At 44.0% G+C, this 14,650-nt stretch carries 14 protein-coding genes and 1 pseudogene; all 15 read left to right on the forward strand.

Translation table 11 applies throughout. From position 1 onward, the window contains the following. Window positions 1–77 precede the first annotated feature (77 nt). A complete protein-coding gene (locus DER53_RS09850; protein ID WP_062753443.1) occupies window positions 78–953 on the forward strand; it encodes a YicC/YloC family endoribonuclease in 876 nt (291 codons plus the stop codon). Window positions 954–1,009: 56 nt separating this feature from the next. Further along, complete coding sequence (gene remA / locus DER53_RS09855; RefSeq protein ID WP_015863391.1) at window positions 1,010–1,273, forward strand: extracellular matrix/biofilm regulator RemA; 264 nt, start codon at window positions 1,010–1,012, stop codon at window positions 1,271–1,273. Between the two features lie 14 nt (window positions 1,274–1,287). Continuing rightward, window positions 1,288–1,903, forward strand: a pseudogene (gmk, locus tag DER53_RS09860) (guanylate kinase). Window positions 1,904–1,906: 3 nt separating this feature from the next. After that, window positions 1,907–2,104, forward strand: coding sequence for a DNA-directed RNA polymerase subunit omega (rpoZ, locus tag DER53_RS09865; protein WP_015863393.1), 198 nt, complete (start codon window positions 1,907–1,909; stop codon window positions 2,102–2,104). 57 nt (window positions 2,105–2,161) lie between these two features. Then, window positions 2,162–3,367 carry a bifunctional phosphopantothenoylcysteine decarboxylase/phosphopantothenate--cysteine ligase CoaBC gene (coaBC, locus tag DER53_RS09870; protein ID WP_015863394.1) on the forward strand — a complete coding sequence of 402 codons (1,206 nt, stop codon included), beginning with the start codon at window positions 2,162–2,164 and terminating at the stop codon, window positions 3,365–3,367. Then, window positions 3,364–5,778 (forward strand): primosomal protein N', encoded by a 2,415-nt coding sequence (priA, locus tag DER53_RS09875; RefSeq protein ID WP_062753441.1) that lies wholly within the window; start codon window positions 3,364–3,366, stop codon window positions 5,776–5,778. The genes coaBC and priA overlap by 4 nt, the downstream gene beginning before the upstream one ends. Before the next feature lie 14 nt (window positions 5,779–5,792). Beyond that, the gene (def, locus tag DER53_RS09880) at window positions 5,793–6,266 is read left to right on the forward strand and encodes a peptide deformylase (protein WP_062753439.1); all 474 of its coding nucleotides are present in this window, start codon (window positions 5,793–5,795) and stop codon (window positions 6,264–6,266) included. Window positions 6,267–6,277: 11 nt separating this feature from the next. After that, window positions 6,278–7,234, forward strand: coding sequence for a methionyl-tRNA formyltransferase (gene fmt, locus DER53_RS09885; protein WP_015863397.1), 957 nt, complete (start codon window positions 6,278–6,280; stop codon window positions 7,232–7,234). Then, the gene (gene rsmB / locus DER53_RS09890) at window positions 7,224–8,567 is read left to right on the forward strand and encodes a 16S rRNA (cytosine(967)-C(5))-methyltransferase RsmB (protein WP_062753437.1); all 1,344 of its coding nucleotides are present in this window, start codon (window positions 7,224–7,226) and stop codon (window positions 8,565–8,567) included. The genes fmt and rsmB overlap by 11 nt, the downstream gene beginning before the upstream one ends. Before the next feature lie 20 nt (window positions 8,568–8,587). Beyond that, window positions 8,588–9,667 carry a dual-specificity RNA methyltransferase RlmN gene (gene rlmN / locus DER53_RS09895; protein WP_373467267.1) on the forward strand — a complete coding sequence of 360 codons (1,080 nt, stop codon included), beginning with the start codon at window positions 8,588–8,590 and terminating at the stop codon, window positions 9,665–9,667. A 4-nt stretch (window positions 9,668–9,671) separates the two neighbouring features. Continuing rightward, the gene (locus DER53_RS09900) at window positions 9,672–10,421 is read left to right on the forward strand and encodes a Stp1/IreP family PP2C-type Ser/Thr phosphatase (RefSeq protein WP_015863400.1); all 750 of its coding nucleotides are present in this window, start codon (window positions 9,672–9,674) and stop codon (window positions 10,419–10,421) included. A 5-nt stretch (window positions 10,422–10,426) separates the two neighbouring features. Continuing rightward, window positions 10,427–12,388: a Stk1 family PASTA domain-containing Ser/Thr kinase gene (gene pknB / locus DER53_RS09905; RefSeq protein WP_015863401.1), complete on the forward strand. Its 1,962-nt coding sequence runs from the start codon at window positions 10,427–10,429 to the stop codon at window positions 12,386–12,388. Window positions 12,389–12,392: 4 nt separating this feature from the next. Further along, complete coding sequence (gene rsgA / locus DER53_RS09910) at window positions 12,393–13,274, forward strand: ribosome small subunit-dependent GTPase A (protein WP_015863402.1); 882 nt, start codon at window positions 12,393–12,395, stop codon at window positions 13,272–13,274. A 2-nt stretch (window positions 13,275–13,276) separates the two neighbouring features. Continuing rightward, window positions 13,277–13,942, forward strand: a complete 666-nt coding sequence (gene rpe, locus DER53_RS09915) for a ribulose-phosphate 3-epimerase (protein ID WP_015863403.1) — start codon at window positions 13,277–13,279, stop codon at window positions 13,940–13,942. A 37-nt stretch (window positions 13,943–13,979) separates the two neighbouring features. Beyond that, window positions 13,980–14,627, forward strand: a complete 648-nt coding sequence (locus DER53_RS09920) for a thiamine diphosphokinase (protein WP_062753435.1) — start codon at window positions 13,980–13,982, stop codon at window positions 14,625–14,627. Window positions 14,628–14,650 lie beyond the last annotated feature (23 nt).

The following is a 14,650-nucleotide window of genomic DNA, read 5'->3' on the forward strand; positions in this document are numbered from 1 at the left end:
GATATAATATCCAAGGTGATAGAGGATCACTCTATGACCTTTTCTTTTTTGGATTTCACATAAACGGATGTGATGACATGGTTTATAGCATGACAGGCTTTGGACGCAGCACGAAAAAGAATGAACAGCTAAGCATTACCGTGGAAATGAAGTCAGTGAACCACCGCTTTTGTGAAATTTCCATCCGCATCCCTAGACAATGGATTGTTTTTGAGGATAAAATAAAAAAAGCAATTTTGCAGTACGTGAAACGGGGAAAAATCGAAGTTTTTGTCAATATCGAAGGCGATGGATTGGTGAAGCGAAAATTACATATTGATTGGGATTTAATGAAGGAGTATTATAATAGTTTGCAAAGAGCGAATGAGCAGTTTTCTTTGCATGATCGTGTGACACTTTCCCACTTATTTCAGCTCGAAGGTGTTGTGGAAATTATTGAAGAAGAAACCAACAATGAGGAAATGGAGCAACTGTTACTTGCAGCAGTCAAAGAGGCAGCAGAGCAACTTGCATTTATGCGTAAGCAGGAAGGTGAGGCGCTCCTTGTTGATATAAAAACGCAGCTTTCTAGTATTGAAAAAAGCGTGCAAGCGATTGAGGAGTGGGCCCCTTGCGTCATTGATCATTATCGCGAGCGGTTAATGAAACGTATCAATGAGCTTGTTCCACTTCCTGCCGATGAGTCACGCATTTTAACAGAGGTGGCGATTTTCGCGGAAAAAGCGGACATTAACGAAGAGCTAAAGCGGATTCGCAGCCACCTTAAGCAAGTTGCCGCAACGCTCGAAAAAGACGAACCAATCGGTCGAAAGCTTGACTTTTTAGTACAAGAGTTAAACCGAGAAGTGAATACGATCGGGGCAAAAGCGAACGATAGCCGAATTGCTGCGCAAGTAGTAGAGATGAAAAGCGCGCTCGAAAAGATGAAAGAGCAAGTGCAAAATATCGAGTAATCGTTTAGAACTGCCCAATTGCGGCAACAATAATTTTTATGGCAGGTGGGCATTTCGTGGGGATAAAATTTATTAATATCGGATATGGAAATATGGTATCAGCCGCTCGCATTATTACGATTGTCAGCCCCGATTCAGCACCAATTAAACGAATTATTCAAGATGCGAGAGAAAGCGGAAAATTAGTTGATGCCACTCATGGAAGGAGAACACGGGCTGTCATTATTATGGACAGCGATCATGTCATATTATCTTCCGTTCAACCGGAAACAGTAGCCAATCGTTTATATGGAAGCGATGATTTATCGGAGGAAGGGTAGGGTTTTATATATCTATGAGTGAAAGAGGATTATTGATTGTGTTGTCTGGACCGTCTGGCGTTGGAAAAGGAACGGTGCGAAAAGCATTGTTTTCCCAGCCGGATATTAATTTGCATTATTCCGTTTCCGTAACGACAAGGAAACCGCGGGAAGGAGAAGTCGATGGTGTCGATTACTTCTTTAAAACGCGCGAAGAATTTGAGCAAATGATTCGTGAAAACAAATTGCTTGAGTGGGCAGAATACGTTGGCAATTACTATGGAACTCCAATTGATTATGTGGAAAAAACGTTGCAAGAAGGAAAAGATGTGTTCTTGGAAATTGAAGTGCAAGGGGCGCTTCAAGTGCGCAAAGTGTTTCCGGAAGGTCTTTTTATCTTCCTTGCCCCTCCAAGTTTAAGCGAATTGGAAAAAACGAATTATAGCGCGCGGTACAGAGTCAGAAGAGCTCATTCAAAATCGTTTGAAAGCAGCAAAAGAAGAACTTGAAATGATGGATGCTTACGATTATGTCGTGGAAAACGATAAAGTCGAGCTCGCGTGCGAGCGGATTAAAGCGATCGTGATTGCTGAACATTGCCGACGAGAACGTGTGGCAAAACGCTATAAAAAAATGTTGGGGGTGGAATAAACCGTGCTATATCCTTCCATCGATTTGTTGATGCAAAAAGTGGATTCGAAATATAAGCTTGTTACGGTTGCAGCGAAACGCGCGCGTCAACTTCAGGAAAATGAAGAATTAACCATTAAAAATCCGGTGTCGAAAAAATTTGTTGGGCAAGCTTTAGAGGAAATTGCTGCGGACCATATCGAATTAGTAGAAGAAAAATAACAACCTAGCTGTTAGGTTGTTATTTTTTTACAAAAGTATAGTAGAGGTGTTTCTAATATGGTGAATGGAAAGAACATTTTATTATGTGTAACAGGGGGAATTGCAGCTTATAAAGCCGCTGCCTTAACGAGCCAATTAACCCAGCGCGGTGCCAATGTGAAAGTAATGATGAGTGAAGCTGCCTGTCAATTCATTACTCCGCTTACATTCCAAGCATTATCACGCAACGAAGTATATGTGGATACATTTGAAGAAAAAAATCCAGCGGTAATTGCTCATATTGATGTCGCAGATTGGGCTGATCTTGTTCTTGTTGCCCCTGCTACCGCCAATACAATTGGAAAATTGGCAAACGGCATTGCCGACAACATGATTACAACAACGCTTTTAGCGACAAAAGCGCCGGTATGGATCGCGCCGGCAATGAATGTTCATATGTACGAACATCCGGCAGTGCAAGCCAATATCGAAACGCTATATCGCTTTGGCTATCGCTTTATTGAGCCGTCGGAAGGGTATTTAGCTTGCGGATATGTCGGAAAAGGGAGACTAGAAGAACCAGAAAAAATTATTGACAATATCGAAACATATTTTGCCTCCCTCAATCCTTTCTTAAAAGGAAAAAAAGTTCTTGTCACCGCGGGACCGACACGTGAAAAATTAGATCCTGTCCGCTTTTTTTCTAATCGTTCCACAGGGAAAATGGGCTATGCGATTGCGGAAGCGGCAGCGCGCTTTGGTGCGGAGGTGACACTCATTTCTGGTCCTACGGAGCTGGATGCGCCAGCAAACGTAGAAACCGTTCGAGTAGAGTCTGCGCAAGAAATGTATGAAGCGGTGATGGATCGCTTTCCGCATGTGGATATCGTCATCAAAACGGCGGCGGTGGCTGACTATCGACCGAAGCATGTGTTTGATCAAAAAATAAAAAAACAGCCGGGCGACTATGTGATTGAAATGGAAAGAACGGTTGATATTTTAAAAACGCTAGGTGAACAAAAAACGACGCAAATTTTAGTCGGATTTGCGGCGGAAACGGACCATGTTGAGGAATATGCCCGGCAAAAATTAGAAAACAAACGGCTGGATTTGGTTGTTGCCAACAACGTCTCGGAAGAAGGAGCGGGGTTTGCTGGCGACACGAATATTGTGACCATTTTCAAACGCGACGGCTCCGTACGTTCGCTGCCACTTTTGCCGAAAAAACAAGTAGCAGAAGAAATTTTAAAAGAAATTCATCATTATATCGAGGCGATTCGATGAAAGTAGCAGCGGTTATTGTAGATGTTCCTTCGCGTCAGACGGATCGGCCTTTTGATTATGCCATCCCAAAAAAATGGGAAGATGTATTGCAGCCAGGCATGCGTGTCACCGTTCCGTTCGGTCCGCGGCGATTGCAAGGGTTTGTGATCGATATTAAGTCTCACTCGGACGTAAAAACATTGAAACCGATTGAAGAAGTGTTAGATGTCACCCCTGTATTAAACGAAGAGCTGCTCGAGTTAGGGAAATATTTAACAGAAACGACGCTTTGTTTTGCGATTTCCGCTTACCAAGCGATGCTTCCGGCAGCGATGAAAGCAAAATATGAAAAGGAAATCCGGCTCGTTCGTACAGAAAATCGCTTTTTACTGCCGGAAGCGATTCAGCCGCTTTTTGTGGATCGCACTGCCATTGATTGGAAAGAAGTGGAGCATAGCGATCTGCTTTGGCCGTTGCAAAAGGCGATTCAACAAGGCTATTTAGAAGTCGTATACCATGTAAAAGAAAAAGCAACAGCAAAAACGGTGAAGTACGTGGAACTGGCGCAATCGCATGAAGAAATCGCGCGTGCCATTAACGCATTGCCGGCAAACGCCGCCAAGCAAAAACAGTTGTTAACGGTTCTTCTGTCTGCGGATGAAGCAATGCCGTTGAAGCAGCTGTTAGAGCAGACCGATGCTTCCTATGCTTCGCTGAAAGCGTTGACCGCAAAAGGACTCGTTGTAGAAAAAGAAATCGAAGTATATCGCGATCCATATGAGCATCGTTCGTTTTCAAAAACAGCGCCGCTTCCGCTTACCGATGAGCAAGAAAAAGCGCTTTCCGCCATTGTTGAGCGCGTAAGAGCCAATGAGCATGAGGTGTTTTTGCTATACGGCGTGACGGGAAGCGGAAAAACAGAAGTTTACATGCAAGCGATTGAAGAAGTATTGCGGCAAGGAAAAGAAGCGATTGTTCTTGTTCCGGAAATTTCGCTGACGCCGCAAATGGTCGAACGGTTTAAAGGGCGTTTCGGTTCACAAGTGGCAGTGCTTCATAGCGGTTTATCTGTCGGTGAAAAATATGATGAATGGCGAAAAATTCATCGGAAAGAAGTGCAGCTTGTCGTCGGCGCCCGTTCTGCTATTTTCGCTCCGTTTGAAAATCTCGGCATGATTATTATTGATGAAGAACATGAGACAAGTTACAAACAAGAAGAAAATCCGCGTTATCACGCCCGTGATGTGGCGATTTACCGCGCCCGCGTCCACGGATGTCCTGTCGTGCTCGGCAGCGCTACTCCTTCGCTTGAATCGTTTGCGCGGGCGAAAAAAGGGGTATATCAGTTACTGACATTACAAAAGCGGATAAGCGATAATGGGATGCCGGACGTTCATGTTGTAGATATGCGGGAAGAACTGCGGAGCGGAAACCGTTCGATGTTTTCGCGCTCGTTATTCGAAAAGTTGAAAGACCGTCTTCATAAAGGAGAACAGTCTGTATTGTTTTTAAATCGGCGCGGCTATTCGACATTTGTTATGTGCCGTGATTGCGGTTATGTGATTCGTTGTCCACATTGTGATATTTCATTGACGTATCATCGGGTCGAGCAGCGATTAAAATGCCATTATTGCGGACACGAGGAGCCGATTGCGTATCGCTGTCCATCATGCGGAAGTGAGCATATTCGCTTTTTTGGAACGGGGACGCAAAAAGTGGAAGAAGAATTGACGAAACTGCTTCCCGAAGCGCGCGTGATCCGCATGGATGTCGACACAACGAGCCGCAAAGGCGCCCACGAACGGCTGCTTGCTGAGTTTGGCGCAGGGAAGGCCGATATTTTGCTTGGCACACAAATGATTGCCAAAGGTCTTGATTTTCCAAAAGTAACGCTTGTCGGCGTGTTGGCCGCAGATACGATGCTCCATCTTCCTGATTTTCGCGCTTCAGAAAAAACATTTCAGCTGTTGACACAAGTAAGCGGGCGCGCCGGGCGCCACGAGCTTCCCGGCGAAGTCGTCATCCAAACGTATACGCCGGAGCATTACAGCATCACGCTTGCCGCTAAACACGATTATGATGCATTTTATCAAAGAGAAATGGTGCTTCGTAAAATGTACGGCTACCCGCCATTTTACTATTTGACATTAATCACCGTATCACATCCGGAAATAACGAAAGCGGTGGCTGTGACAGAAAAGATTGCGGCATATTTGCGGGCACAGCTGTCGAATGAAGCGATCATTCTTGGCCCTGTCGCTTCACCGATTGCTCGACTTCATGATAGATATCGCTATCAATGCATGATAAAATACAAACGGGAGCCGAACATGACACGGGTATTAAAAGCGGTTATCGATCGTTATCAGCACGATGTTTCCCAAGGAGATTTATCGATTACGATCGATACGAACCCATATACAATGATGTAAATGGAGGAATTGTGTTGGCAATCTTACCAATTGTGACATACCCAGCGGATATTTTAGAAACGGTGTGCGAACCGGTAAAACAATTTGACCGTCAGCTTATTCAGCTGTTAAATGACATGTATGAAACAATGATAGATGCGGACGGCGTCGGCTTAGCCGCGCCTCAAGTCGGAATCGCGAAACAAATTGCCGTTGTTGATGTCGGTGACAAGCACGGCCGGATTGAACTGATCAATCCGCGCATTATAGAAGCGCGCGGGGAGCAAATCGGTCCGGAAGGCTGTCTAAGTTTTCCAGGGCTGTTTGGTGAAGTAAAACGCGCCAATTATGTAAAAGTTCGTGCTCAAGATCGGCGCGGTCGGGTGTTTACGCTTGAAGCAACCGAATTTTTAGCGCGCGCGCTTCAACATGAAATCGACCATTTAAACGGAATATTGTTTACTTCGAAAGTAATTCGTTATTACGATCCGGAGGAATTAGAAGGGTAGATGATGGAAAGATGATAAAAGTTGTGTTTATGGGAACACCGGATTTTTCTGTTCCTATATTGAAGCAGCTAATAGAAGATGGCTATAACATTGCTGCCGTCGTTACACAGCCGGATAAACCGAAAGGAAGAAAGCGGGAGTTGACACCGCCGCCTGTCAAAGTGGAAGCGGAAAAACACGGAATTCCGGTATTGCAGCCGACAAAAATTCGTGAAAAAGAACAATATGAACAAGTGTTGGCGTTCAAGCCAGATTTAATTGTGACAGCGGCGTTTGGCCAAATTTTGCCGAAAGCATTGCTCGATGCTCCGAAATACGGCTGCATTAACGTCCATGCTTCATTGCTTCCGGAATTGCGTGGCGGCGCTCCGATTCATTATGCGATTTTGCAAGGAAAGACAAAAACAGGCGTCACGATTATGTATATGGTGGAAAAGCTCGATGCCGGCGATATTTTAACACAAGTGGAAGTACCGATTACCGAAACCGATACGGTTGGCACGCTTCATGATAAATTAAGCATTGCCGGGGCAAAACTGTTATCAGAAACGATTCCGCAATTAGTAGCTGGAAAATTAACTCCAATCAAACAAGACGATGAAAAAGCAACATATGCGTATAATATTAAACGCGAACAAGAAAAGATTGATTGGACAAAGCCGGGAGAAGACATTTATAACCATATACGCGGCTTGCACCCGTGGCCAGTTGCATATACAACGTTTGCCGGAAATGTATGGAAGGTTTGGTGGGGAGAAAAAGTTCCGGCTCCGAAAAAAGCAGAACCCGGAACGATTATTGATATCGTACAGGATGGAATTGTTGTTGCGACCGGCAATGAAACGGCAATTAAAATTACAGAATTGCAGCCGGCGGGGAAAAAACGGATGAATGCGGCGCAATTTTTGCGCGGCGCCGGCGCCCATCTCACTATTGGAATGAAGCTAGGAGATGAACATGAAAGCTAAAAACGTACGAGAAGTCGCTTTGGAAACATTGTTGGCTGTCGAAGAAAAAGAAGCGTACAGCAATTTATTATTAAATAAAATGATTGAGACGCATCGTCTTTCCGAAAGAGATGTCCGGCTGTTGACGGAAATTGTGTACGGAACGATTCAGCGCCGGGATACGCTCGATTATTATTTGACCCCGTTTTTGAAAAAAGCGCGCAAACTAGAGCGGTGGGTTCGCGTGCTTCTTCGCTTGACCCTTTATCAAGTATTGTATTTAGACCGCATCCCTGACCGCGCGGCGATTTTCGAAGCGGTGGAAATTGCGAAAAAACGAGGACATCAAGGGGTCGCTTCGCTGGTTAACGGGGTGATGCGCGCCATTCAACGTCAAGGGGTGCCGCCTCTTGAGAAAATAGAAGATGAAGTGGAGCGGCTAGCCGTTGCGACAAGCCATCCACTCTGGCTTGTCAAGCGCTGGGTCGAGCAATACGGACTTGAAGAAACAAAACGGATGTGTGAAACGAACTTGTTGCCGCCAAAGCAAACAGCGAGGGTGAATACCGCAAGAATAACTGTCGAGGAAGCAATAGACAAGCTCAAGCAAGAAGGAATGGAAGTGGTACTCGGCGAGGTGGCAGAGGAAGCGATTCAAGCGAAAAGAGGAAATCTTGCGCACACGGATGCGTTTCGCCGCGGATGGATTACGATTCAAGACGAAAGCTCGATGTTAGTGGCACGGGCGCTTGGACCGAAAGAACATGAGCGCGTTCTTGACAGTTGTGCTGCGCCGGGCGGAAAATCGACCCATATCGCAGAGTTAATGAACAACACCGGACAAGTAATATGTGCGGATATTCATGAACATAAAGTGAATTTAATCGAGGAGAATGCGAAACGACTGCAGCTTACGAATATTTCTGCGCGTGTGCTTGATAGCAGACGTTTAGGCGAAGTATTTGAGCGGGAGATGTTTGATAAAATTTTAGTTGATGCCCCGTGCTCGGGGTTTGGCGTCATCCGCCGTAAACCAGATATTAAATATGCAAAAACGGAAGCAGATATTCCTTCCCTTGTGGCGTTGCAACGTGAAATTTTGCACGCAGTTGCGCCATTGTTAAAAAAGGGCGGTACGCTTGTATATAGCACATGTACGATTGACCGTGATGAAAATGAGGCGGTCATTGCTCAATTTTTAGACGATCACCCAGAATTTTCACCAGATGAAACGATGAAACTGCGGTTGCCCGAAAAAGTACAACCATACGTTCACAACGGGCAACTGCATCTTCTTCCACATTATTTTGGGTCGGACGGATTTTTTATCGCATCATTACGAAAGAAGGTGTAGCTTCGTTGGAACAGACGAATATTGCAAAACAGAAAAAAGAAGAAACAGTATCACGCAATCCATCGATTTATTCACTTACGTTCGAACAGTTAAAAGATTGGATCATCGAGCAAGGAGAAAAACCATTTCGTGCCACGCAAATATATGAATGGTTATATCAAAAACGGGCAACCGATTTTTCTGAGATGACCAACCTTCCGAAAACGTTACGTGAAAAACTAAGCGAACATTTCGATATTACAACATTAAAAACATTAGTGAAACAAACATCAAAAGACGGCACCATTAAATTTTTGTTTGAACTTCATGACGGATATTCGATTGAAACAGTGTTGATGCGTCACAATTATGGAAATTCCATTTGTGTAACGACACAGGTCGGCTGCCGCATCGGCTGCACATTTTGCGCTTCGACGCTTGGCGGATTGAAGCGTCATTTAGAAGCAGGAGAAATTGTAGCGCAAGTCGTAAAAGTACAAAAAGCGCTTGATGAACAAGGAGAGCGCGTAAGCAGCATTGTTGTCATGGGAATCGGCGAGCCGTTTGACAATTACGATGAGCTGATAAAATTTTTAAAAATCGTCAACCATTCAAAAGGGTTGAACATCGGTGCACGACATATCACCGTTTCTACAAGCGGGATCATCCCGAAAATTTACCAATTTGCGGATGAAGGAATGCAAGTGAATTTTGCGATTTCGCTACATGCCCCGACGACAGAGCTGCGCACGAAGTTAATGCCGATCAATAAAGCATATCCGCTTCCAAAATTAATGGATGCTGTCCGTTATTACATTGAAAAAACAGGGCGACGCGTTACGTTTGAATACGGATTGTTTGGCGGAGTCAATGACCAAATCGAACACGCGGAACAGCTAGCCGAGCTCATTAAAGGATTGAAATGCCACGTTAACTTAATTCCAGTAAACTATGTGCCGGAACGAAATTATGTGCGGACGCCGCGCGACCAAATTTTTGCGTTTGAACGCGCATTAAAAAAACATGGAATCAATGTTACGATTCGCCGCGAACACGGACACGATATTGACGCAGCATGTGGGCAGCTTCGCGCGAAGGAGCGAAAAGAAGAGACGAGGTGAAATAATGAAAGTCGTTTTTCAAACCGACATTGGTAAAATTCGGGCTCACAACGAAGACAGCGGCGGAGTTTTTCAAAATAAAGACGGGCATTATTTGGCGGTTGTTGCAGATGGGATGGGGGGACATCGCGCCGGCGATGTTGCGAGTGAAATGACGATTTCCTATTTAAAAGAAGAATGGGAACAGTCAGAGCACATCTCTTCTCCAGATATAGCAGAGCAATGGTTGAAAGATCATGTAGCGGCTGTGAACCGGATTTTATTCGAGCATTCCTTGAAGCATACGGAATGCCAAGGAATGGGGACAACGATTGTCAGCGCGATTTGCACTGACCAGTTTGTCACGGTCGGCCATATTGGCGACAGCCGTTGTTACCTTTTAAATAAAAATGGATTTCAGCAAATTACGGAAGACCATTCACTCGTCAATGAATTAGTGAAAACGGGGCAAATTTCAAAGGAAGATGCAGAACACCATCCGCGTAAAAATGTTTTGTTGCGCGCGCTCGGCACGGAAAAAGAAGTGAAATTGGATATGAAGACAATCAGCATCGATGAGCATGATATGTTGCTTTTATGTTCGGATGGTTTGTCAAACAAAGTATCGGAACAAATGATGGTACATATTTTGACATCAGACGACTCGCTCGAGCACAAGGCGCAAGCGCTAATTGACTTGGCAAATGAACATGGAGGAGAAGACAATATTACGCTGGCAATTATTGATTTTTCATTGGAACGTGAAAGTAGGTGATCCGCATGCTCATCGGCAAACGGTTAAATGATCGCTATAAAATTATTAGTTTAATTGGCGGCGGTGGGATGGCAAATGTTTATTTAGCGAGAGATATCATTTTAGACCGAGACGTCGCCGTAAAAGTATTGCGCTTTGATTTTGCCAATGATGAACAGTTTATCAAACGGTTTCACCGCGAAGCACAGGCGGCAACGAGTTTGAATCACGAAAATATTGTCACCATTTATGATGTTGGAGAAGATGAAGGCATTTATTATATTGTCATGGAGTATGTGCGCGGGTATACATTAAAACAATATATTCATCAGCACGCCCCCCTCCCGGTTCCAAAGGCGCTTCATATTATGGAGCAATTAACATCAGCGATTGCGCACGCTCATGAAAACGGGGTTATTCATCGGGATATTAAGCCGCAAAACATTTTAATTGATGAGAATGGAGATGTAAAAGTAACTGATTTCGGGATTGCCGTTGCCCGTAGTTCTACTACGATTACGCAAACAAATTCGGTGCTTGGCTCTGTTCATTATTTGTCCCCCGAACAAGCGCGAGGCGGAATTGCGACAGAAAAATCCGACATTTACTCCCTAGGAATTGTCATGTTTGAGCTTGTAACAGGGCGGCTCCCTTTTTCTGGAGAGTCTGCCGTATCGATTGTGCTCAAACATTTGCAGGCGGAAACTCCTTCTCCAAAAGCATGGAATCCTAGTATTCCTCAAAGTGTCGAGAATATTATTTTAAAAGCGACGGCGAAAGATCCGTTTTATCGTTACCGTTCGGCAAGGGAAATGAATGAGGATATCAGCACGGCTTTAGATCCGGAACGCGTCAATGAGCAAAAATTTATGATTCCTGCCGATGATGAAGAACCGACAAAGGCGATTCCTGTTATTAGAGAGAGCCTTGTCAGCGCCGGGCTGGAACAGCAAACCATTGTTTACGAAGAAAAAAAGGAAGAAGAGAAAAAAGAAACAAAACCGAAGAAAAAGCGAAAATGGATTGTTTGGCTTACTGCGTTATTTTTATTTCTTGCAGCAGCGGGGGTGAGCGCTGTTACGTGGATTCCCGATTTGATTTTTCCGAAAGAAGTGACAATGCCGAATGTCGTCAATGAAGATTATGACGAGGCGGTCGAAAAGTTATCATCGCTAGGATTGGAGATTAAAGATACGATTGACGTCGAGGATGACGAAATCGCAGAAGGAAAGGTTGTACGCACGAAACCGGAAGCAGGAATGATGGTAAAGGAAGGATCTGCTGTTATTATTTATAAAAGCATCGGTAAAAAGAAAGTAGAGTTTGGCGATTTTATCGGCGAAGATATCGAAACAGCGGAAGCACAGCTGAAAAACGAAAATTTTATGAATGTTACACGCAATGAACGTTATAGCGACAAGCCGCCTGGTACCATTATCGATCAATTTCCTTATGCAGGAGATAAAGTCATTCCTGAAGAAACAAAAGTGATTTTCACTGTCAGCCTTGGTCCGGAAAAAATTATGTTGAAAGACTTGACGGGATATACAGAAAAGAGTGTGCGTGATTATGTAGATGATCAACAGTTGTACTTGAAGGTAAAATACGAATATTCGGATAAAGTTCCGGAAGGGCTCGTTATTTCTCAAACACCTACAGCCAATGAAAAAGTAGATAAAGGCGATACCATTACAGTAATTATTTCACGCGGCAAGGAGACGCTTCCTGTGAAAACGGTGATAAAAGATATTGAAATTCCATATGAACCGGAAGAAGAAGGACAAGTGATGGAAGCGCAATTATATATTCAAGATGCCAAACATAATATGACAACGCCGTATAAAACATACCGTCTGACCGCACCGGTAACGGAGACGGTGGAATTTGAAATTCCATATAAGGAAACGGCGTATTATCGTGTCATTGTAAACAATGTAGTAAAGGATGAAGGAACAATTCCATATCCAAACAATGTCACAAAGGAGTGAGGCTATGGCAGAAGGAAAGATTATTAAAGCGCTAAGCGGATTTTATTATGTATTATCGGAAGGAAAGGTGTTTCAATGCCGAGGCAGAGGAGTATTTCGAAAGCAGAAAATTACTCCTCTTGTCGGGGATCATGTCGAGTTTCAGGCGACGAGCGAAACAGAAGGATATATTATGAATATACGCGAACGAAAAAACTGGCTCGTTCGTCCGCCAATCGCTAACGTAGAACAAGCGATTTTAGTGTTTTCGGCAGTGGAGCCAGATTTTAGCACAAGACTTCTCGACCGTTTTCTCGTTCTTGTCGAATCCAAACATATTCGTCCGATTATTGTCGTGAATAAAATGGATTTAGTGGACGACCAGACAAAACCAACAATGGAACAATATATTCGTGATTATCGGCAAATAGGCTATGATGTCATTGAAACGTCAACCATCACCAAATTAGGAGTAGAACAGTTGCTTTCATATTTAGAAGGGCATATTTCCGTTTTTGCTGGGCAATCCGGCGTCGGGAAATCCTCGCTTTTAAATGCGCTCCGTCCGGATTTGCAGTTAAAAACCAATGATATTTCTACACATTTAGGACGTGGAAAACATACAACCCGCCATGTAGAATTGTTGGAAATTGGCGGCGGCCTTGTTGCTGATACGCCAGGTTTTAGTGCGTTAGAGCTTGATGATATAGAATTGGAAGAGCTGCCGCTTTATTTTCCAGAGTTTTGTGAGCGCAGCGAGGAATGTAAATTCCGCGGATGTTTGCACATCGCGGAGCCAAAATGCGCTGTGAGAGAAGCGGTCGAATCGGGTAAAATCCCTTCTTATCGATATGAGAATTACATTAGTTTTGTCGAAGAAATTAAAGAACGAAAGCCGAGGTATTAACTATGGTAAAAATTGCACCATCGATTTTATCCGCCGATTTCGCGCGGCTTGCTGAGGAGATCCGTGACGTGGAACAAGGTGGAGCCGATTACATTCATGTTGATGTGATGGATGGCCATTTCGTGCCGAACATTACGATCGGACCGCTAATTGTCGAAGCGATTCGTCCCATTACAAAGCTTCCTTTAGATGTTCATTTAATGATTGAGCAGCCTGACCGATACATTCCTGCTTTTGCAAAGGCGGGAGCGGATTATTTATCCGTTCATGTGGAAGCGTGCCCACACTTGCATCGTACGATTCATTTAATTAAAGAGCAAGGAGTAAAAGCCGGAGTTGTCTTAAATCCACATACGCCGGTAGAAATGATTCAACATATTATCGATGATGTTGATTTAGTGTTATTGATGACAGTTAATCCAGGATTTGGAGGACAGAAATTTATTCCATCTGTATTGCCAAAAATTCGACAAGTTGCGCAACTGGTGAAAGAAAGAGGACGATTTGTAGAAATTGAAGTAGATGGCGGGATTAATGCCAAAACAGCCCGCCTATGCATGGAGGCTGGGGCAAACGTGCTTGTTGCTGGTTCTGCTATTTATAATGAACGTGACCGTGCTGCGGCGATTCGTGCCATTCGTGGCGAAAATGAGGCGGAAGGTGTATAACCTTCCGCTTTAGAGTAAGCAAGAAAGGAAGAAACGTATGTTTATTCATATTGTCGGCGGCGGACCGAGTGAACATCTTCCCTCTTTAGCTAGTTACGATGGAGAACATGTACGATGGATCGGGGTGGATCGTGGAACAAAGACGCTGCTTGAAGCGGGAATCCGGCCGATAAAAGCGTTTGGCGATTTTGACTCCATGACGATGGAAGAGATTATATTACTACAAAAAACACTCGATGATCTTGATATATGGCCGGCGGAAAAAGATAAAACCGATATGGAAATTGCGCTTGATTGGGCGGTGCAGCAAGAAGCGGATAAAATCCGCATTTTTGGAGCAACCGGCGGCCGCCTTGACCATTTATTTGGCAATGTTCAATTGCTGATCAAATACGCAGGGAAACCGATTGAGATGATCGACAGACAAAATATTGTGACTGTCCATCTTCCAGGCACGTACACCGTTTTTTACGATGAACGATATCGATACGTTTCTTACATTCCGATTTCCAATGATATTAAAGGAATGACGTTGGATGGATTTAAATATCCGCTAACAAATAGTCATATTTTTCGAGGTTCGACACTATGTATTAGTAATGAACTTATCCAATCTTCTGGTACTTTTTCATTTTCCAAAGGCATATTAATGATGATAAGAAGTAGCGATGTAGGTACGATTTAAAGTGAAGGGAATATACTTATAAA

It is taken from the genome of Parageobacillus toebii NBRC 107807, assembly GCF_003688615.2.
In the GTDB taxonomy this organism is placed as follows: domain Bacteria; phylum Bacillota; class Bacilli; order Bacillales; family Anoxybacillaceae; genus Parageobacillus_B; species Parageobacillus_B toebii.